The organism is Pseudomonas sp. UV AK001, assembly GCF_046097675.1.
GTDB classification, from domain to species: Bacteria; Pseudomonadota; Gammaproteobacteria; order Pseudomonadales; family Pseudomonadaceae; genus Aquipseudomonas; species Aquipseudomonas kribbensis.
Genome location: NZ_JBJUVZ010000009.1, coordinates 141,880 through 160,957, shown reverse-complemented (window position 1 = coordinate 160,957; position 19,078 = coordinate 141,880). Strand labels below are relative to the sequence as shown.

The window sequence follows — 19,078 nt, the reverse complement described above, 5'->3', positions numbered from 1 at the left end:
GAGCGTGGGAAGGATCGTTATACCGCGACACTGATCTCCTGTTTATCCACCGCCACCAACGTCTCGATCATCGCCCGCGCCGCCGGTGACAGCCGGAATCCCGTGCGGCTCACGATCCCGCACCGCGCATTCATGCTTTCCAGATTCTGCGGCAGGTTGCGCCAGTGCAGCAGCGCCAGCGAGCCCTGGGCGATGTCCTCGACAAACGCCTCTTCAGTGCCGACGCCGATCGCGTTGGATTGCAGCACCACTTTCACCAGCGCCGGAAAATGCTCGGTCTCGATGGTCGGGGAAAAATCGATCCGGCCGCTGAGATTCGCCAGCAGTTTGCGAATGCCCGGCGGGATCAGCGTGGTCGCCAGCGGGTAGTCGAACATGTCGTTGGTCGACAGGCTTTCCTTGGCCAGCAGCGGATGCCCCGGCCGGCAGAAAAACACCCCGCGCTTGGGCGTCAGCGGCTGGGTCTGGAAGTTCGGGTCGGACTCGAAATGGCGAATGTCGGCGATAAAGAATTCGATCTCCTCGCGGCTCAGGGCGCGGCTGAGCTTTTCCCAGTTATCCACCTGAAAGCAGGTGCGCACTTTCGGGTGCGCATTGATGAATTGCGCCACCGCATCCGGCACCAGTTTCACCGCCGGTGCCGGGCCGCAACCGAAGTGCAGTTCGCCGGCGTCGAGCTTGGTCATCTGCGTTACTTCGGCGCTGAGCAACGCGGCGCCCTGCACAAGTGTGAGGGCGTGCTGCAGCACTACCTGGCCTTCAGGGGTGGGACGCAGATCCTTGTTGCCGCGATCCACCAGCACGCAGCCGAACTCCTGCTCCAGCCCCTGAATACTGCGGCTGAACGCCGGTTGAGTGATGCCCATGGCGTCGGCCGCGCGGACAAAACTGCGGTGTTCGTTGAGGGCGATGAAGTAGCGCAACTGGCGAAGATCCATATGCTTTTCCGGCATCCTAAAAATAGCTCGAAGGCATTTGCGACGAGGTTGCTTGAGGTTTTAAATGCAAGCTCTTATTCCGTCAACGAAGCATGTGAATATCTATTAGATGTAAATGGAATATAGATAGAGCGTTGTTTCGCTGCCGTCCAACCGCAAGCAGTTGATGAGGGTCTACCCATGAGCAATGCCGCACTCGCTGTAAAACCCGCTGTCCACGCGCTGGACATTCATCCCGTGGCCGGCCGTATCGGCGCCGAAATCCGTGGCGTGCACCTGTCCGGTGAACTGGATGCCGCGACGGTTGAAGCCATTCAACAGGCGCTGGTCCAGTACAAGGTCGTGTTCTTCCGCGAGCAGACCCAGCTCGACGATCAACGTCAGGAAGCCTTCGCGCATCTGCTCGGCGAACCGGTGGCCCACCCGACCGTGCCGTCCCGCGAGGGTACCCGTTACCTGCTGGAACTGGACGGCGCCGAAGGGCAGCGCGCCAACTCCTGGCACACCGACGTGACCTTCGTCGATGCCTACCCGAAAGCGTCGATCCTGCGCTCGGTGGTGGCTCCGGCATTCGGTGGCGACACCCTGTGGGCGAACACTGCGACCGCGTACAACGAACTGCCGACCGAATTGCGGGAACTGGCAGACAAACTGGTGGCTGTGCACAGCAATGAATACGACTACGCCGGGGCGAAGCCGGATGTGTCGGCGGAGAAGCTCGAGCGCTATCGCAAGATCTTTACCTCGACCGTCTACGAGACCGAACATCCGGTGGTCCGCGTACACCCGATCAGCGGCGAAAAAAGCTTGCTGCTGGGGCACTTCGTCAAACGCATCAAGGGTTATTCACAGGCCGATTCGGCGCATCTGTTCGGGCTGTTGCAGAGCCATGTGATACGTCAGGAAAACACCGTGCGCTGGCGCTGGAAGGCCGGTGATGTGGCGATCTGGGATAACCGTTCGACGCAGCATTATGCGATTGATGATTACGGCACACAGGATCGCGTGGTGCGTCGGGTGACGCTGAAAGGGGAAGTGCCGGTCGGGGCGAATGGGCAGCGTAGTCAGACCATCAAAGGCGCTGAAATCGTCGGCGTCTGATCGGGCCTCATCGCGAGTAAGCTCGCTCCCACAGGTTTGCGGTGTACGCAAATCCTGTGGGAGCGAGCTTGCCAGCGATGCTTCTAATCACCACACGCCGATCTGCACCATCTTCTCGGTCTCCGGCTCCCCATAACGAAACCGCTGCCCACGCAAATCAACCTCCTGATGACTGATGGTCGTGCGCCGCTTCAAACCGCGCACCCACTCGAACAGATACCCCGCATGTTCCTCGCGCACCGCCGCATACGCCGGGTCCGCGCCCAGATCCTGCAGCTCCTGCGGATCATTCAACAGATCGAAAAGCTGCGGCCGGAAGCCGTCGTACGCGAGGTATTTCCAGCGTTCGCTGCGCACCATGGTCATGCGGCAACGGTCGATCGGCTGGCCCAGTCGCTCCCGGGCCGGGGCCTGGAAGGCGTAGTCGTATTCGCTGATTGCGTAGCGGCGCCATTCAGGATTTTCGCCGTGCAGCAGTGGAATCAGCGAGCGACCTTCAAGTCGATGTTCGGCGCCCGTCACGCCCAGCGCTTCGAGAAAGGTCGGCACGCCGTCGATGGTTTCCGCCAGGCGCTCGTCCACCGTGCCCCGAGTGACATCCGCCGCCGCACGCGGGTCGCGCACGATCAAGGGAACGCCCACCGCTTGCTCCAGCAAAAACTCCTTCTCGCCCAGCCAGTGATCGCCCAGAAAGTCGCCGTGATCGCTGGTGAACACGATCAGCGTGTCATCCCAGCGTCCGTTGCTTTGCAGGAAATCGAACAGCCGCCCCAACTGATCATCGACTTGTTTGACCAGGTCCATGTACGTCGGGATCACGTTCTGTCGTACCGGGTCTTTGGAGAAATTCAGGCTTTCCTCATGCTGGCAAAAGGCCTGATAGACGGGATGGTCGCTTGGAGCGGCATTACGTACCGGTTCGAGAATCGATTTCGTACTGTACAAGGTGTGGTACGGAGCTGGTACGATATAGGGCCAGTGGGGTTTGATATAGGACAGGTGTAAAAACCACGGTTTTTCACCTTGCGCACCGATGAAGTCGATGGCTCGATTTGTAGTGTAGACAGTCTCTGAATGTTGCTCGGGAATTCGCGCCGGCAGATGGGCATGGCGCATTTTCCAGCCGCTGAGGATTTCGCCGTTGTCGCCTTCAGCGGCGTTGGCCCAGTCGTGCCAGGGGTTACGCCCTTCGAAACCTTGCTCGCGCAGGTAATGGGTGTACGGCGCGGATTCGCGTTTGTCGTCGAACAACGGGTCGTCGGGGAAGATGCCGTCGTGGCGAAAGTACGGCTCGAAGCCGACTTCGTTCAGCACTTCGGCCTGGGCGCTTGCAGGGTTGATCGCCAGCCGCTGCAAGGCATCCACGTTGGCCGTGGCGTGGGTCTTGCCGACCAGAGCAGTACGAATGCCGTGGGGCCGCAGGTAATCGCCGATGGTCAGTTCTTCCAGCGGCAGCGGCACGGCGTTCCACGCCACCTGATGGCTGCTGACATAACGCCCGGTGTAGGCCGACATCCGCGACGGTCCACAGATCGTGCCTTGGGTGTAGGCGCGGCTGAAGCGCACGCCGGCGGCGGCCAGGCGATCGATGTTCGGGGTATGCAGGTGCGGGTGGCCGTAGCAGGACAGGTAATCGCGGCGCAGTTGATCGCACATGATGTACAGCACGTTGCGCACGGGGTTTTGCGGGTTGGACATGGGGTTCACCAGTCAGAAAGACAGGCGAGGTTTTTCGCTTTCGGCGAGGGTGTTCGGCAAGTGCATTCGGGGAATGCTTGCCATGCATGAAACGCATGGGGTCAGACGGCGAGGTTCGCCAGCGAACATACCTCCTCATCCACCGCATCAATCGCCTTGATCTGCTCGATCATCGCCTCGGCCAACGGCGACAGCCGATACCCGGCGCGGCTGACGATTCCATAACGCGTATACAACTCCTCCAGATCATCCGCCAGTCCCTCGATTTTCAAACACACCAGTTCGCCCCTGGCTTGATGCAACGCATCCGAATAGGCGCCGACGATGCCAATCGCATCGGAACGCAACACCACGCCCAGCAGGCTGGCGCTGTTCTCGCACTCCACGTTCGGGATGAAATCCGGCCGGCCACTGAGGTCGACGATAACCTTGCGCAGGTTCGGCGGACGAATGCTGACGGCCAGGGGATAACTCATCAATTGCTCGGCCGTGACCCGATCAAGAGCGGCCAGCGGATGCCCGGCGCGACAGCAGAAATGCCATTTGCGTGGCCGCAACCGATGGGTCAGATAATCCGGATCCGCCTCGAAGTGCCGGGTGTCGGCGACGAAGAATTCGAACTCTTCGCTCAGCAGTCGCTTGCTCAGGCTCTGCCAGTCATCGACCTGGTAATGCACCCGCGCTTTCGGGTAGCGGCCGATGAAGCTGCCGATCGCTCGCGGGATCAATCCTGCCGCCGGTGCCGGGCCGCAACCGAAGCGCAATTCCCCCGCCTCAAGTCCGTTGAACTGACTGATCTCGTTGGCCATTTGCTGCGCACCGCTGACCAGCCGCCGCGCGTGCTCAAGCAGCACCTGACCCTGTTTGGTCGGCGGCAATTCCTTGCGCCCGCGATCCACCAACTGACAACCGACGCTGTGTTCCAGCGCCTGAATGCTGCGGCTGAACGCCGACTGCGACAGGTTCACTGCCTGCGCGCCCGCGACGAAGCTGCGTTGTTCGGCGAGGGCGATGAAGTGTCTGAGCTGGCGCAAGTCGATATGCATTTTTCACATAAAAAATATCCGGGAAATGCATTGGATATGCATTAGGTCGACTCCTTATAAAGGCAATCTCTTATGCAGTAAATCTTTGTAAAAACATAAATAAATAACTTTAAAGAATATGCGGCACGAAAGATGTCTGCGTGTTTTTTGACCAGGAGCAGCTCCATGAGTCCGTTGAACCTCGCTTCACCGCCGCCGCCACGACGGCTCAAACGTCTGCCTCTGGCCCTGTTGCTGGCGGGGAGTGCCAGCTGGAATCAGGGTTACGCCGACGAAGCCCAAGCCCCTGTTTCGGCACCGGCAGGCAAGACTGCGACCGCCACTTCGCAACTGGAAACCGTGACCGTCACCACCCGCCGTCGCGAAGAAAGTTCGCAGGATGTACCGACGCCGATGAGCGTGGTCAGCGGCCAGACCCTGGAGACACAGCGGGTCTATCGGATTCAGGATCTGCAGCAACTGGTGCCCAGCGTCAACGTCGCCTACATGCATGCGCGCCAGTCCAGCGTTTCGATTCGCGGCCTGGGCAACAACCCGGCCAGTGACGGCCTGGAAGGCAGCGTCGGCCTGTACATCGACAACGTGTATCTGGGCCGTCCGGGGATGGCGGTGTTCGACCTGATGGACATCGAACAGCTGGAAGTCCTGCGCGGGCCGCAGGGGACGTTGTTCGGCAAGAACACCACCGCCGGGGTGATCAACATCAGCACCCGCGCACCGAGCTTCACCCCGGAGCGCAGCATCGAGACCTCGGTCGGCGAGGACGGTTATTTCCAGACCAAGGGCACGCTTTCCGGGCCGCTCAACGATCAACTGGCCGGGCGCATTTCCGCTTATCGCACCCGCAGCGACGGCGACATCAAAAACGAATTCAACGGCCATGACCTGAACGGCGGCTCCCGCGACGGCTTCCGTGCACAGCTGTTGTTCAAGCCCAACGAGAATTTCAATCTGCGTTGGATCGGTGACTACAACGAAGAGGATTCCAGCGCCGGCACCCGCGTGCTGTACAACACCGGGCCGACCATCAACGGCGTCAACCTCTATCAGTCGCGGGCCAACGCCGCTGGCGCGACGCTGGTGAACGGTTCGCATCGCAAGGTCAATCTGGACAACGACCAGCACGTCACGGTGCATCAGGGCGGCACGTCGGTGGAGGCCAACTGGACGTTGCCGAGCGACTTTACTCTGACGTCGATCAGTTCCTATCGCTTCTGGAATTTCACCCCGGCCAACGACGATGGCCTCAATGTCGCGGCGACCTACAACGCCGGGGTTTCCGTCGAGGACAAACAGTACTCGCAGGAATTTCGCCTCGCATCGCCCAAGGGGGAGTTCTTTGATTACGTGCTAGGCGCGTACTACTTCGGTTCGGATCTGGACAACAAATCCTTCGCCTATTACGGCCCGCAGGCCGACATCTGGAACGGCACGCCACGGGGCGCATTGGCCAATGTCGGAAGCGTCGGTAATGGTCACATCAAGACTGACAGTTTCGCCCTGTTCGCCCAAGGCACCTGGCACCTCACCGAGCGCCTGGATTTCACCGCCGGGGTGCGCGGCACCTATGAAGAGAAGAACGCCTGGGTCAATCGTGATGCGCCGGTCGGTGGCGCCGCTGTCACGGGGGCTGCAGCCACTGCGCGACGCGGCCGGACCGGCGCTTACGATTCCGGCGATCTGAACCAGTACAGCTCCAGCCCGTCCGGATTGCTCAACCTCAGCTATCGCATCACCGATGATCTGCTCGGCTACGCCACGCTGTCCCATGGCGAGAAATCCGGCGGGGTCAACCTCGTGGTCGGTTCCGCTCCGACCGCTGGCGCCGACTCGCTGCTGATCGGCACCGAACGCGCCAACAACGCCGAACTCGGCTTCAAGAGCACGCTGTGGGATCGCCGTTTGCAGCTCAACGCCAACCTGTTCTGGACCCAAGTCAACGCCTACCAGACCAACGCCTACGATGACGTCAACCGTGTGCAATATCTGACCAACGCCGGCTCAGTGCGGTCGCGCGGTGTGGAATTCGAAAGCACCGTGATCCCGCTGCGTGGCCTGACCCTGAACTTCAACGGATCGTTCAACGACGTCAGTTACCTCTCGTACAAAGACGCGCCGTGCCCGCCGGAAGTCAGCCTGGCACCGGGGGCTCCGGCCTCTTGCGACCTCAGCGGTCACCAGGTCGTCGGTGCCTCGAAATGGATCGGCAACGCCAACGGCAAATACGAATGGAATCTGGCCAACGGGCTGCAACCTTACGTCACCGGCAGCTACGCATTCCGCTCCAAAGCGGTGGGCACGGTCGAGGATTCCGACTACGGCCAGATCCCGAGTTACGCCGTGGTCAACCTGTCCACCGGTCTGCGCGGCGATTTCAATCAGGGTCAGTGGGACGTCTCGCTGTGGCTGAAAAACGCCTTCGACAAAACCTACTACACGACCCTGTGGACCGGCGGCAACGGCGGTTATGAAGGCCTGCTCGGCACGCCGCGCACCCTCGGCGTCACCGGTCGCTACGACTTCTGATCTATCCCTCAAGGAGCTGCATCATGTTGCGCATCAAAACCGCTTTACCGGTGTTGTTGTCCGGCGCAGTGCTCAGTGCCGGAGCGTTCGCCGCGCCCAGCGTCTACCCCACCGGCGTCACTCGATACGACCCGGCCAAGGCCTTCAACCAATATGTGATCTTCAGCGGTGCCGACAAGCAGACGCACCTGATCGACATGAACGGCAACGAGGTCAAGAACTGGCCCCAGGCCGGATTCCCGTCGGCAATCATCGACCCGCAACTGGTCGGTGGCGAGCGGGGTCATGTGTTGTTGCAACTGAGCGAAAAGGATCCGGGCAAGCTCGGTTCCGCCGGCAACGGCCTCGGCAATCAGAGCATCGGTGAGCTGGACTGGGACGGCAAAGTCGTCTGGCAGTGGGGCGACAAGGCGCCCGGTGGCGCCGCGCAACAGCATCACGACCAGCGTCGTCTGAGCAACGGCAACACCGTGGTGCTGGCGAACAAGGTGCACAAGGTCAAAGGCTTCAAAGTGCCCGAGGTGATCGACGATGCGATCTACGAAGTCAGCCCCACGGGCGAGGTGAAATGGCAGTGGCTGGCGTCGGATCACTTGAACGAATTCGGCTTCACCGCCGAACAATTGAAGCTGGTGCGTGCCAGTGAAAATCCGGATTACCTGCACATCAACAACCTCAGCCTGGTCGGGCCGAACAAGTGGTTCGATGCCGGTGACAAACGCTTCAATCCGGACAACCTGCTGCTCGATTCACGCAACGCCAATTTCATCGCGATCATCGACAAGCACAGCGGCAAAGTGGTGTGGCGCCTGGGGCCGAACCTGCCGCTGGCCAACCCGAAAACCGCGCAGCAGACTCCGCGTCCGGTGGACCAGTTTGTTGGCCAGCATGACGCGCATATCATCCCGGCCGGACTGCCCGGCGCCGGCAATCTGTTGGTGTTCGACAATCAGGGTTCGGCGGGCTATCCGAACGTCACGCTGGGGCTGATTTCCGGCTCGCGGGTGCTGGAAATCGACCCGGTGAAAAACGAAATCGTCTGGCAGTACAGCGCCGCCAATTCGAAGCAGCCGGGGTGGGCGTTCTACAGCTCGTTCATCAGCAGCGCACGGCGTTTGCCCAACGGCAACACGCTGATCGACGAGGGCATGAACGGACGGTTTTTCCAGGTGACGGCCAGCGGCGAGAACGTCTGGGAATACGTCAGCCCCTATTTGGGCAAGGCACCGGGCAGCGACGCTATCAGCAACTGGGTCTATCGGGCTCTGCCTGTGAGTTATGACTGGGTGCCGGCAGGCACGCCGCGTTCGGAGACGGCAGTGATTGCGCCGGCTATTGGCGTGCAGCAAACCAATGCCAGTCGTTAGTTATTAAGAGTCTTCCGAATCGAAATAAGTTATGAGCGACATGAATGGTGCATATAGCAATTTCGTTGAAAAGTCGCGTGGACAATAAATGAATGTCCAACCATCCTGAGTGTCGTGAGTTTCCAGGAGGAAACTTGCTCTCATCGGAAGACACTTATCCAACGATAAAGGGAATCTCGTTATGTCGAGCATTAATGGCAACTATGTAAACGCTAACGCTGGCGCCAAATTGACGATTACCGATGGCAACGACTCCAACGGCACCTTCAGCGGAAAATTCAGCCAGAACGGCGTGAACTACGACATCGCGTACGGTCACTACCACTTCCAGAACAGCACCGGGCAGCCTACGATCATTACTTTCGCGGCTCTGAATGACGGCACTGGCTACCAGTCCTGGACCCTGTTCTCGCCGGATCACAACTACTCGAAAGTTCGTGCAGTGGGTTCGCGCACCAACTTTGACGGTGATGTAGTGGGTCTGGCTGGGGAGTTTGTGAAGCAATAAGAAATTCTGCAAGTCGAAGGCCGATGCATTAAATATGCATCGGCCTTTTTATTTGTTTGTCGAAAAAAATCGTCAACTATCACCTTGGAATTAGTTGTCACTGAATCCCGGGTCATCAATAACCCGATGCCTTGGATGAATACTTTTTATGCCGGGAAAGCATGTCGATTCTGGCGAATCGCTGGAAGCCTTGCGGGCCGTGGCTTTGGCGAAAATGACCGTTTCTTATATTCCATAAGCGTCTATTCATAACATGAAAGATTACTTTCGGAGATAAGCCTCCAGCCCTAATGATTGACCCATCGATCACGCCGTGGGGGATACAACAAGCGGCGAATCGGCTACGCGAAAAAACGCAAAGAGACCGCAGGGAGTAAATCAATGGGCAATGTCCAGACCGCCGCCAGTGCACAGGAGGTGCTGTGGCGCCAGGCGCCGAGCGGCGAGTTGGTCGATCTCGGCCGGCCCCACCGCGTGCCGTTGGGGCAGCTGCGTTTGCAGCGCGCGCCCAAGGGCATTCTGAGCCGCCGCGAAACGATTCTGCTCGGCGTTCTGGCGCTGGTGGTGCATGGCGCGGTGATCTACTGGATCAACCAGCATCCGACACCGGCGCTGCCGATCGTGCCGCCGGAAATTCCACCGATGACCATCGAATTTTCGCGCCCGGCACCCCCGGCTCCGCCAGAGGTTGTACCGCCGCCGCCGGCACCTGTGGTCGAGCCTCCGCCGCCGGTGGAAGACGAACTGGCAACCAAGCCGCCACCAAAACCGAAGCCGATTCCCAAGCCGAAACCGGTCGCCAAACCGGTACCGAAGCCGGCGCCCAAAGCCGTCGAGCAACCACCGGCTCCGCCACAACCGGCCGCTCCGGTCGCCGCGCCAGCGCCACCCGCACCACCGGCACCTGCTCCGGTGACCCCGGCCTCGGCCAACGCCGCGTACCTGAAGAACCCGGCGCCGGAATATCCGTCGCTGGCCCAGCGTCGCGGTTGGGAGGGCACGGTGTTGCTGCGGGTGCACGTACTGGCCAGCGGCAAACCGGGCGAGATCCAGATTCAGAAAAGCAGTGGCCGGCAACAGCTCGACGACGCGGCGCTGGACGCCGTGAAGCGCTGGAGCTTCGTACCGGCCAAGCAGGGTGATGTCGCCCAGGACGGCTGGGTCAGCGTGCCCATCGATTTCAAGATTCACTAAACCGAAACCAAATTCGCGCGAAATGTTTACACGAGGGAACACATCATGACGTTACTGGCATCTCCACTGGAATCCATCGAAAGCGCGGTGATCTGGCTGCTGGTGGTCTTCTCTGTCGCCACCTGGGGCCTGGCGTTGCTCAAGGCTGTGCAGTTCGGCCGGTTGAAGGCGCAGGACCGAAAATTTCACAAGCGCTTCTGGGCGGCGTCGAGTCTGGACTCCGCCGCCGAGTTGAGCGAAACCCAGCCCGGCGCGGCAGCGCGGGTGGCACAGGCCGGTTATGCGGCGATTCAGGTGGGCGAGGCGCCGCAGGCCAATGACCTGAGCCAGGCGATCAACCATCAGGATCGCCTCGAGCGCGCCTTGCGCCAGCAGATCGTCCGCGAGCGGCGTTCGCTGGAAACCGGTCTGGCGGTGGTCGCAAGTATTGGCAGCACCTCGCCGTTCATTGGCCTGTTCGGCACGGTGTGGGGAATCATGGAGGCGTTGAAAGGCATCAGCGCGGCGGGCTCGGCGAGCCTGGAAACGGTTGCAGGGCCCATCGGTGCAGCGCTGGTCGCCACCGGTGTGGGGATCGCGGTCGCGGTGCCGGCGGTGCTGGTTTACAACTACTTTTTGCGTCGTCTGAAACTGACGGCGGCGGACCTGGACGACTTTGCCCACGACTTCTACAGCCTGGCGCAAAAGAGTTCGTTCCGCGTGCTGATTCACCCGACCGCGCACAAGGCTGCGGCCCAGGGCAACGCAACAAAAGTGAAGGAGGCGTCCTGATATGGCCTTCTCCACGCAAGACAGCGACGAGGTGCTGAGCGAGATCAACGTGACGCCGCTGGTGGATGTGATGCTGGTGCTGCTGGTGGTGTTCATCGTCACCGCGCCGCTGCTGACCAACGCGATACCGATCAACCTGCCGAAGACCGAAGCGGTGGCACCGGTCGAGCAGAAGGACCCGTTGGTGGTAAGCATCGACGGTGCAGGAAAACTGTTTATCAACAAGGACGAAATCCAGCCGGATCTGCTGGAGTTCAACCTCAAGTCGGCCAAGGCCAAGGACCCGGAAGTGCGTGTGCAATTGCAGGCGGACGACGGGGTGAATTACGGCGAAGTGGCGCGAGCCATGGCTTCGATTGAGCGGGCGGGCATCACCAAACTGTCGGTGATCACTGCACGATAAGGGTTTCACGTTTTTCCGGGGCCGTCTCCTTGGCAGGGTGCGGCCCCTTTTTTTGCTGGATACTTAATATTCTTTTCAGGTCTTAATAAATAGCTTCTTATTCCTTAACGAATATAAATCCCGTCCCTATACTCGACCAGGAACAGACACGACGCAGGAGAGCTCCCCCATGCGCAACGAATCAATCCGCTATCTGATTGTGCCGGGCTGGCAAGGATCGCCAGAAGATCATTGGCAAAGCCACTGGCAGAACAGCCTGCCGAACAGCGCGCGGGTGGAGCAGGCCGACTGGCTGACGCCGCGTCGTGAAGACTGGGTCGCGGCGCTGGCCGAAGCGATTGCCGCCGACAGCACGCCGGTGATCCTGATCGCTCACAGCCTGGGTTGCATCACTGTGGCGCACTGGGCGGCCACCGCGCCGCTGCAGCACCTGCGTCAGGTGCGCGGAGCGCTGCTGGTCGCGCCGGCGGATGTGGAGCGTCCGGCCTGCGTGCCGGCACTGCGCAACTTTGCACCGATTCCCACCGATCTGCTGCCGTTCCCGAGTCAGGTCGTCAGTTCCGACAACGACGCCGCCGTCAGTGCGCCGCGCGCGCTGGAACTGGCGCGCAACTGGGGCGCCGAGGCGGGAATTCTCGCGGGCGCCGGCCATATCAATGTGAAGTCCGGGCATCAACGCTGGGAGCAGGGGTTCGCTTATTTGTATCGCCTGCAAAACCGCATGGAACATCACGCCCGGCGTCGCGCCTGACCCCTTTTATTTTTTCAGCGCCCCCGTCTCCCGGCGATTTGGGGCGGGAGTCTGCCATGAGTTTCGAAACCTTCGGTCAGCCGTTACTGACCTTTCCCGATGCGGAAAAAAGTCCCCTGAGCATTCGCGCCAAGGCGCTGGTGTTCGTCGATCCACGCTCGCGCCAGTTGCGCGAGGAAATGGCCCGACTCGCACCGCGCTCGATCTCGGTGCTGATTCGCGGCGAGACCGGCACCGGCAAGGAATTGCTCGCCCGCCACATCCACCGCGCCAGTGATCGCAGCGGCTTGTTTGTCTCGGTCAACTGCGGCGCGATCAGCCCGACTTACGCCGATGCCGAACTGTTCGGCTACGCCGCCGGCAGTTACAGCGGTTCAGCCAGCAGTCGCGCCGGCTGGTTCGGCTCGGCCAATGGCGGCACCTTGTACCTGGATGAAATCGGCGACCTGCCGCTGCCGATCCAGATCAAGTTGCTTTCCGCCCTGGAAAACCACGAAGTCACCCGGGTCGGCGCCCATCAACCGAGTCCGGTGGATGTGCGACTGGTCGCTGCGACCAGCATCGATCTGGCGCAAGCGGTGGCGGCGGGGAAATTCCACGAGCGGCTTTATCACTATCTCAGCGAAGGGCATCTGGAACTGCCGGCGTTGCGCGCGCGGGTCGGTGACATTCTGTCGCTGGCCGAGTACTTCCTCGGCATCTACAGCCAGCGCCTGGATCTGCCCGTGCCGCTGATCAGCGAAGCGGCGCAGGAGGTGCTGGAGCAGCACAGCTGGCCGGGCAACACCCGAGAGCTGGAAAACGTCATTCACTTTGCGCTGCTGGTGAGCACTGGCGATGAAATCCTGCCGGAGCACCTGAACCTGCCCGAGGTGCCTGGGTCGCTGGTTCAGATCGAACGTCAGGTGGCGAGCATCAGCGCCAAAGGGACTGCCGGGGAACGTAAGGCATTGAAAGAATTACTGTTGAGCCTGAGCGAGGCTTTGTAACCATTTTGTTCAACATGAACAAAATGGAATATGAAGCTGAATAAACGTTATTGTCCGGGAATAAAAAATCCCGGTATTGTCCGACTCACGCCAGCAGTAGCACATCGCTGGCACACGTATTAATGCCGTCGTCGATGACGACCGTGATTTTCGACTAAGGACACTGCATGAAAAAGGTTCTGTTGTTTACCGCATTGGCGGCTGCTCTGACTGCTTCCCTGGCCCAGGCCGGCGAAAAACTGGTGGTCGCCGCGACCCCGGTTCCACACGCCGAGATCCTCGAGCTGATCAAGCCGACCCTCGCCAAAGAAGGCGTGGATCTGGAAATCAAGGTCTTCACCGACTACGTGCAGCCGAACGTGCAGGTGGGCGAGAAGCGTCTGGACGCCAACTACTTCCAGACCCTGCCGTACCTGAACAGCTTCAACCAGGGCAAATACAAGGACGACAAGGCCAAGTACCTGGTGACCGTGCAAGGCGTTCACGTTGAACCGTTCGGTGGTTACTCGAGCAAGTACAAGACCCTGGCTGAACTGCCGGACGGCGCCACCATCGCCATTCCGAACGAAGGCAGCAACAGCGGTCGTGCCCTGATCCTGCTGCAGAAGGCCGGCCTGATCGAACTGAAAGATCCGAAGAACGCTCTGGCCACGCCGAAAGACATCGCCAAGAACCCGCACAACTTCAAGTTCAAGGAACTGGAGTCGGCCCTGCTGCCGCGTGTTCTGAAAGAAGTCGATCTGGACATGATCAACACCAACTACGCGCTGGAAGCCAAGTTGAACCCGACCAAGGACGCTCTGGTGATCGAAGGCGCGGATTCGCCTTACGTGAACTTCCTGGTCGCCCGTGAAGACAACAAGAACAGCGACGCCATCAAGAAACTGGCCGCTGCCCTGACCAGCCCGGAAGTCAAAGCGTTCATCGAGAAGAAGTACAACGGCGCGGTATTGCCGGCGTTCTGATCCGACGCAGCAACAACCCCCTTCAAGGTTGAAAAAACGCCGATGGCCAGTGATGGTCATCGGCGTTTTTGTGTGTGCGGGTGAGGGTGTCTTTAAGCTCAGGCCATCCCGGTCTTCAACGCCCGGCGCAACGCCACCAACAATTTCACGATTTCCTGCGGATCCAGTCGCTGCGGCACTTTTACGTCCATGTTCTCTTCCTTGTTATGGGTTCGGCCGGGGGAGTCTGGCCAAAAGCTGTTCGTCCTTGGAGGGCTTTTATGAAAAAAAGATCCGTCCTACAGCGCTGGGGACAATAGCCTTCCTCCTTCTTCCCGGCAAACCCGTCGATTAGTTTTTTGCGTGATATCAATATGCTTTAACGGTATTTAAATTCTTCTTTTTATACCTTTAAAGTCGGTGCCTGCAGGACAGCTACCCGCTGTCCATGGACTGCACCACCGTCGCTTACCGAGCGGCGTCAGGATGTTTCATGACCTTCGATTACGCATTTATCCTCAGCACGTTGCCGGCGTTTCTCAAAGCCGTGGGTGTGACGCTGCAGGTCGGTTTGATCGCCATTGGCACCTCGTTGCTGGTAGCGCTGCTGAACGCGACGATTCTGGTATTCCGCACGCCTTACCTGCAAAAACTGGTCGGGTTGTATGTGGAATTGGCGCGTAACACGCCGCTGCTGATCCAGCTGTTCTTCGTCTATTTCGCGTTGCCGGCACTGGGGATCAAGGTCTCCGGTTTCACCGCTGCGATCATCACCATGACGTTTCTCGGTGGTGCCTATCTCACCGAAGTGCTGCGCGCCGGTGTCGATGCGGTGCCCCAGGCGCAGCTTGAATCGGGCCGTTCCATCGGTCTGTCCCATGGCCAGTTGCTGCGCTACGTGATCCTGCCGCAAGCGGGGATCCTCAGCCTGCCCTCGCTGTTCGCCAATTTCATTTTCCTGCTCAAGGAGACCACCGTGGTCTCGGCCGTGGCGGTGCCGGAGATTCTCTACACCACCAAGAGCTACATCGCGCTCTACTACAAAACCTACGAAATGCTCGCCGTACTGACGCTGATCTGCGTGCTCTTGTTCCTGCCGCTGTCGCTGCTGTTGAGCCGTCTGGAAAGGAGGCTCCAGCATGGCCAGTTCGGGTCTTGAATTGCTCTGGGTGTCCTTGCCGCAATTGGCCAAAGGCGCCGGGCAAACCCTGTCGATCTCGTTCCTGAGCATCGCCATCAGCACCGTCGGCGGCGTGCTCTACGGTGTGCTGCGCACGCTCAACGTGACGTGGCTGAACGCGGTGCTGCGGATCTATCTGGAACTGTTCCGGGCGATTCCGGTGCTGGTCTGGTTGTACCTGCTGTTTTTCGGTCTGCCGATTTTCTTTGGCCTGAGCCTGCCGAGCTTCTGGTGCGCGGTGCTGGTGCTGTCGTTGTGGGGCGCCAGCGAGGTCGGCGAAGTGGCGCGTGGTGCGTTGCATTCGTTGCCGCGCGGGCAGCGTGAGGCGGGGCTGTCGATCGGTCTGAACGCGGCCCAGCTCTACGGTTACGTGCTGTTGCCCCAGGCGCTGAAACGCATGACGCCACCGACCATCAACGTCTACACGCGGATCATCAAGACCAGTTCGCTGGCGGTGCTGATCGGCGTGGTGGATGTGATCAAGGTCGGCCAGCAGATCATCGAGCGCACCTACGAATCGGTGCTGATCTACGGCGCGCTGTTTCTGTTTTTCTTTTTCATCTGCTACCCGCTGTCGGCCGCCTCGCGCGTGCTGGAGCGGCGCTGGACGCAAGCATGAGCGCATTGATCGAGTTTCAGGATTTCAACAAATTCTTCGGTGAACAGCAGGTGCTCAAGGGCATCGACCTGCAAGTGAAGTCCGGCGAAGTCATCGTCATCCTCGGCCCCAGCGGCTGCGGAAAAAGCACCCTGCTGCGTTGCCTGAATGGCCTGGAAGTTGCCCACGGCGGCTCTCTGAAATTCGCCGGACGCGAACTGCTGGATAAGTCCACCGACTGGCGCGAAGTGCGTCAGCGGATCGGCATGGTGTTCCAGAGTTATCACCTGTTCCCGCACATGAGCGTGCTCGATAACTTGCTGCTCGGCCCGCTGAAAGTGCAGAAGCGCGAACGCCGTGAAGCACAGCAACAAGCCGAAGCGTTGCTGGAACGTGTGGGCCTTCTGGACAAACGCGATGCCTTCCCGCGCCAGCTCTCCGGCGGCCAGCAGCAACGCATCGCCATCGTCCGCTCGTTGTGCATGAACCCGCGGGTCATGCTCTTCGACGAAGTCACCGCCGCCCTCGACCCGGAGATGGTCAAGGAAGTGCTGCAAGTGATTCAGGGCCTGGCCCGCGAAGGCATGACCCTGTTGATCGTCACCCACGAAATGGCCTTCGCCCGCGCGGTGGCCGACCGAATCGTGTTCATGGATGCCGGGCGCATCCTTGAACAGAACCCGCCCGAGCTTTTCTTTACGAACCCGCAAACCGCACGCGCGCAGCAGTTCCTGGAGAAGTTCTCCTACGTCGAAGCCCTGCCTTCAACGACTTCGTCCACAACGACTCAAACCAAGGAACCGGAACTGCCATGAAAACTGCCAAAGCCCTGTTTGCATTACCGCTGATCAGCCTCGCGTTGCTGGCCGGCTGCAACAAGACCGAAGAACCGGCCAAGCCGAAAGTCGCCAGCGAAAGCACTGCGCCGGCGGGTTACCTGGACAAAATCAAGGCCCGCGACAAACTGATTGTCGGCGTGTTCACCGATAAACCGCCGTTCGGTTTCGTCAATGAAGCAGGGCGCTATGTCGGCTTCGATACCGACATCGGCCGGCAATTCGCCAAGGATCTGCTGGGCGACGAAAACAAGGTCGAGTTCGTGGCCGTGGAGCCGGCGAGCCGCATTCCGTTCCTGCAAAGCGACAAGGTCGATCTGATCCTCGCCAACATGACCGTGACCCCGGAGCGCAAGGAGGCGGTGGAGTTCACCAACCCTAACCTCAAGGTCGCGGTGCAGGCGCTGGTGCCGCAGAGCAGCGACGTGAAGAAACTCGATGACCTGGCGACCCGCACCACCATCGTTACCACCGGCACCACCGCCGATATTTGGCTGACCAAGAACCACCCGGACTGGAAACTGCTGAAGTTCGAGAAGAACTCCGAGTCCCTCCAAGCCCTGGCCAACGGCCGTGGCGATGCCTACGCCCAGGACAATCTGGTGTTGTTCAGCTGGGCCAAGCAGAACCCGGGCTACCGCGTGCTGAATGAAAAGCTCGGCGCCGAGGCTCCGATTGCGCCGGCGGTGAAGAAGGGCAATATCGAATTGCGTGACTGGGTGAATACCGAGCTGGCCAAGCTTGGGGAGGAGAAATATCTGCTCAAGCTGTATGACCAATATGTGCGTAAAGAACTGAGTGATGACACCCGGCCTGAGAGTGTGATTGTTGAAGGTGGGAAGTGGCAGGGTTAATTCCCTGATAGACGATCGTTTCCACGCTGAGATGATCGTTCCCACGCTCTGCGTGGGAACGATCAGTACTGACACACCTAATCCGGCCAACTCCACGCCGGCTCATCCAGCACCCTCTGCCCGACAACGCCTGTCTGGCCGAGGGTCTTCTCCAGCACGATGCAATTGCACTCCTCATCTTCCTGCAACGCCGAAATCAATCGCCGCGCATGTGAAACCACCCACACCTGACACTCCTGCGATGCGCGAATGATCAACCGCGCCAGCGCCGGCAACAGATCCGGATGCAGACTGGTTTCTGGTTCGTTCAGCACCATCAGCGAAGGCGGGCGCGGCGTCAGCAGTGCCGCGACCAGCAGCAGATAACGCAACGTGCCATCCGACAATTCCGCTGCTGACAACGGTCGCAACAACCCTTCCTGGAAAAACTCGATGGCAAAGCGTCCACCCGCCAGCGGCGCTATGTTCAGCCGTGCGCCGGGAAACGCGTCGCTGATCGCTGCCTGCAAAGCTTCTGGATCGCCGATTTCGATGATGGTGCGCAACGCCGCCGCCAGATCTCGGCCGTCGTGATGCAGCACCGGCGTGCGTGTGCCCAGTTGCGGCTGGCGCACCGGGGCGTCGGCGTCGCTGCGAAAGTGATCGTAGAAGCGCCAGCGGCGGATGAATTCACGCATCTGGAACACTTCCGGCGAAGTACGCAGGCTGCCGACATGATCGAACAGGCTGTCGAAGTTCGGCGTGTGCTGCGCCAGCACATCCCAGCTGCGGCCGTCGCGGCTGCGGATCATCGGTCCATTGCGGTCCACCAGCAGACTGGCCGGGCGATACAGCGGCCCGGCCCAGATGCATTCCTTTTTGATTTCCGGGTCGAGGGAAAAGAACGAAAGGCTCGGTTCGGGCAAGCCCAGCGCAATCGAATAGCTGAAATCCTCCCCGGCAAAACCCAGCCTCAGACGCTTCACGCCCTGGCGCACGGTGGACTGGATTGGTACTTCACCGCTGCGCATGCGCCGACTGATGGTTTCCGGCCCGGCCCAGAACGTCGATTCCAGCCCGCCTTCGCGAGCCAATGCATTGACCACGCCGCCCTGGGCGGTTTCCGCCAGCAGCCGCAGCGCCCGGTAGAGGTTGGATTTGCCGCTGCCGTTGGGGCCGGTGATCAGGTTCAGCCGACCCAACGGAATCACCAATTTATTGATCGAGCGGTAATTGGCCACCGCGAGGGTCTTGAGCATGAAAATCCTTCCTGGGTGCTCCGGAATCCGGGTCAGGATACCTGCTGCACATAAATGCATATATCGCCCGGACGAAGGTTGAACCCTGTTCTAAGCTCACAGTCGTATCGTCACTTGCACGTTCGTACACAGGAAG

Annotated in this window: 18 protein-coding genes; 14 read left to right on the top strand and 4 right to left on the bottom strand. The window is 60.0% G+C overall.

Annotated features, from left to right (window positions below):
- Nucleotides 1–17 precede the first annotated feature (17 nt).
- On the bottom strand, nucleotides 18–938 hold the full coding sequence (locus ACKLNA_RS23035; RefSeq protein ID WP_039764497.1) for a LysR family transcriptional regulator: 921 nt from the start codon (nucleotides 936–938) through the stop codon (nucleotides 18–20).
- Nucleotides 939–1,118: 180 nt separating this feature from the next.
- Here ACKLNA_RS23035 and ACKLNA_RS23030 point away from each other — a divergent pair, with 180 nt between their 5' ends.
- Nucleotides 1,119–2,039, top strand: a complete 921-nt coding sequence (locus tag ACKLNA_RS23030; protein WP_085712666.1) for a TauD/TfdA family dioxygenase — start codon at nucleotides 1,119–1,121, stop codon at nucleotides 2,037–2,039.
- 87 nt (nucleotides 2,040–2,126) lie between these two features.
- Here ACKLNA_RS23030 and ACKLNA_RS23025 read toward each other — a convergent pair whose 3' ends face one another.
- Complete coding sequence (locus ACKLNA_RS23025; RefSeq protein WP_408987192.1) at nucleotides 2,127–3,737, bottom strand: alkaline phosphatase family protein; 1,611 nt, start codon at nucleotides 3,735–3,737, stop codon at nucleotides 2,127–2,129.
- Nucleotides 3,738–3,838: 101 nt separating this feature from the next.
- Nucleotides 3,839–4,783, bottom strand: a complete 945-nt coding sequence (locus ACKLNA_RS23020; RefSeq protein WP_408987191.1) for a LysR family transcriptional regulator — start codon at nucleotides 4,781–4,783, stop codon at nucleotides 3,839–3,841.
- 165 nt (nucleotides 4,784–4,948) lie between these two features.
- Here ACKLNA_RS23020 and ACKLNA_RS23015 point away from each other — a divergent pair, with 165 nt between their 5' ends.
- The 13 genes from ACKLNA_RS23015 to ACKLNA_RS22955 all read left to right on the top strand — a co-directional run bounded on the left by ACKLNA_RS23015 (nucleotide 4,949) and on the right by ACKLNA_RS22955 (nucleotide 17,704).
- A complete protein-coding gene (locus ACKLNA_RS23015) occupies nucleotides 4,949–7,309 on the top strand; it encodes a TonB-dependent receptor (RefSeq protein WP_408987190.1) in 2,361 nt (786 codons plus the stop codon).
- A gap of 23 nt (nucleotides 7,310–7,332) precedes the next feature.
- Nucleotides 7,333–8,676 (top strand): aryl-sulfate sulfotransferase, encoded by a 1,344-nt coding sequence (locus ACKLNA_RS23010; protein WP_408987189.1) that lies wholly within the window; start codon nucleotides 7,333–7,335, stop codon nucleotides 8,674–8,676.
- A 181-nt stretch (nucleotides 8,677–8,857) separates the two neighbouring features.
- Nucleotides 8,858–9,184, top strand: coding sequence for a hypothetical protein (locus ACKLNA_RS23005; RefSeq protein WP_007952780.1), 327 nt, complete (start codon nucleotides 8,858–8,860; stop codon nucleotides 9,182–9,184).
- Nucleotides 9,185–9,565: 381 nt separating this feature from the next.
- The gene (locus tag ACKLNA_RS23000) at nucleotides 9,566–10,378 is read left to right on the top strand and encodes an energy transducer TonB (protein WP_119428582.1); all 813 of its coding nucleotides are present in this window, start codon (nucleotides 9,566–9,568) and stop codon (nucleotides 10,376–10,378) included.
- A 45-nt stretch (nucleotides 10,379–10,423) separates the two neighbouring features.
- On the top strand, nucleotides 10,424–11,149 hold the full coding sequence (locus tag ACKLNA_RS22995) for a MotA/TolQ/ExbB proton channel family protein (RefSeq protein WP_011331927.1): 726 nt from the start codon (nucleotides 10,424–10,426) through the stop codon (nucleotides 11,147–11,149).
- Nucleotide 11,150: 1 nt separating this feature from the next.
- A complete protein-coding gene (locus ACKLNA_RS22990) occupies nucleotides 11,151–11,552 on the top strand; it encodes a biopolymer transporter ExbD (protein WP_003220570.1) in 402 nt (133 codons plus the stop codon).
- Nucleotides 11,553–11,721: 169 nt separating this feature from the next.
- On the top strand, nucleotides 11,722–12,303 hold the full coding sequence (locus ACKLNA_RS22985; RefSeq protein WP_085712674.1) for an alpha/beta hydrolase: 582 nt from the start codon (nucleotides 11,722–11,724) through the stop codon (nucleotides 12,301–12,303).
- A 56-nt stretch (nucleotides 12,304–12,359) separates the two neighbouring features.
- On the top strand, nucleotides 12,360–13,292 hold the full coding sequence (locus ACKLNA_RS22980) for a sigma 54-interacting transcriptional regulator (RefSeq protein ID WP_408987188.1): 933 nt from the start codon (nucleotides 12,360–12,362) through the stop codon (nucleotides 13,290–13,292).
- Nucleotides 13,293–13,459: 167 nt separating this feature from the next.
- Nucleotides 13,460–14,257 carry a MetQ/NlpA family ABC transporter substrate-binding protein gene (locus ACKLNA_RS22975; RefSeq protein WP_007952772.1) on the top strand — a complete coding sequence of 266 codons (798 nt, stop codon included), beginning with the start codon at nucleotides 13,460–13,462 and terminating at the stop codon, nucleotides 14,255–14,257.
- A gap of 472 nt (nucleotides 14,258–14,729) precedes the next feature.
- Entirely contained in the window at nucleotides 14,730–15,395 is a 666-nt protein-coding gene (locus tag ACKLNA_RS22970) for an amino acid ABC transporter permease (protein ID WP_007918712.1), read from the top strand.
- Nucleotides 15,376–16,035, top strand: coding sequence for an amino acid ABC transporter permease (locus ACKLNA_RS22965; RefSeq protein WP_096821877.1), 660 nt, complete (start codon nucleotides 15,376–15,378; stop codon nucleotides 16,033–16,035). Before ACKLNA_RS22970 ends, ACKLNA_RS22965 begins: the two co-directional genes overlap by 20 nt.
- Nucleotides 16,032–16,829 carry an amino acid ABC transporter ATP-binding protein gene (locus tag ACKLNA_RS22960; RefSeq protein WP_408987187.1) on the top strand — a complete coding sequence of 266 codons (798 nt, stop codon included), beginning with the start codon at nucleotides 16,032–16,034 and terminating at the stop codon, nucleotides 16,827–16,829. The genes ACKLNA_RS22965 and ACKLNA_RS22960 overlap by 4 nt, the downstream gene beginning before the upstream one ends.
- On the top strand, nucleotides 16,826–17,704 hold the full coding sequence (locus tag ACKLNA_RS22955; protein WP_408987186.1) for a transporter substrate-binding domain-containing protein: 879 nt from the start codon (nucleotides 16,826–16,828) through the stop codon (nucleotides 17,702–17,704). The genes ACKLNA_RS22960 and ACKLNA_RS22955 overlap by 4 nt, the downstream gene beginning before the upstream one ends.
- A gap of 77 nt (nucleotides 17,705–17,781) precedes the next feature.
- Here ACKLNA_RS22955 and ACKLNA_RS22950 read toward each other — a convergent pair whose 3' ends face one another.
- Nucleotides 17,782–18,942, bottom strand: a complete 1,161-nt coding sequence (locus ACKLNA_RS22950) for an AAA family ATPase (RefSeq protein WP_408987185.1) — start codon at nucleotides 18,940–18,942, stop codon at nucleotides 17,782–17,784.
- Between the last annotated feature and the right edge of the window lie 136 nt (nucleotides 18,943–19,078).

Bases quoted from the DNA above. Each gene is read 5' to 3' on its own strand.
- ACKLNA_RS22965 (WP_096821877.1), top strand. From the start codon at position 15,376: ATGGCCAGTTCGGGTCTTGAATTGCTCTGGGTGTCCTTGCCGCAATTG.
- ACKLNA_RS23020 (WP_408987191.1), bottom strand. From the start codon at position 4,783: ATGCATATCGACTTGCGCCAGCTCAGACACTTCATCGCCCTCGCCGAA.
- ACKLNA_RS23035 (WP_039764497.1), bottom strand. From the start codon at position 938: ATGGATCTTCGCCAGTTGCGCTACTTCATCGCCCTCAACGAACACCGC.
- ACKLNA_RS23000 (WP_119428582.1), top strand. From the start codon at position 9,566: ATGGGCAATGTCCAGACCGCCGCCAGTGCACAGGAGGTGCTGTGGCGC.
- ACKLNA_RS22950 (WP_408987185.1), bottom strand. From the start codon at position 18,942: ATGCTCAAGACCCTCGCGGTGGCCAATTACCGCTCGATCAATAAATTG.
- ACKLNA_RS23005 (WP_007952780.1), top strand. From the start codon at position 8,858: ATGTCGAGCATTAATGGCAACTATGTAAACGCTAACGCTGGCGCCAAA.
- ACKLNA_RS22980 (WP_408987188.1), top strand. From the start codon at position 12,360: ATGAGTTTCGAAACCTTCGGTCAGCCGTTACTGACCTTTCCCGATGCG.
- ACKLNA_RS23015 (WP_408987190.1), top strand. From the start codon at position 4,949: ATGAGTCCGTTGAACCTCGCTTCACCGCCGCCGCCACGACGGCTCAAA.
- ACKLNA_RS22985 (WP_085712674.1), top strand. From the start codon at position 11,722: ATGCGCAACGAATCAATCCGCTATCTGATTGTGCCGGGCTGGCAAGGA.
- ACKLNA_RS22975 (WP_007952772.1), top strand. From the start codon at position 13,460: ATGAAAAAGGTTCTGTTGTTTACCGCATTGGCGGCTGCTCTGACTGCT.
- ACKLNA_RS23010 (WP_408987189.1), top strand. From the start codon at position 7,333: ATGTTGCGCATCAAAACCGCTTTACCGGTGTTGTTGTCCGGCGCAGTG.
- ACKLNA_RS22995 (WP_011331927.1), top strand. From the start codon at position 10,424: ATGACGTTACTGGCATCTCCACTGGAATCCATCGAAAGCGCGGTGATC.
- ACKLNA_RS23025 (WP_408987192.1), bottom strand. From the start codon at position 3,737: ATGTCCAACCCGCAAAACCCCGTGCGCAACGTGCTGTACATCATGTGC.
- ACKLNA_RS22960 (WP_408987187.1), top strand. From the start codon at position 16,032: ATGAGCGCATTGATCGAGTTTCAGGATTTCAACAAATTCTTCGGTGAA.
- ACKLNA_RS23030 (WP_085712666.1), top strand. From the start codon at position 1,119: ATGAGCAATGCCGCACTCGCTGTAAAACCCGCTGTCCACGCGCTGGAC.
- ACKLNA_RS22970 (WP_007918712.1), top strand. From the start codon at position 14,730: ATGACCTTCGATTACGCATTTATCCTCAGCACGTTGCCGGCGTTTCTC.
- ACKLNA_RS22990 (WP_003220570.1), top strand. From the start codon at position 11,151: ATGGCCTTCTCCACGCAAGACAGCGACGAGGTGCTGAGCGAGATCAAC.
- ACKLNA_RS22955 (WP_408987186.1), top strand. From the start codon at position 16,826: ATGAAAACTGCCAAAGCCCTGTTTGCATTACCGCTGATCAGCCTCGCG.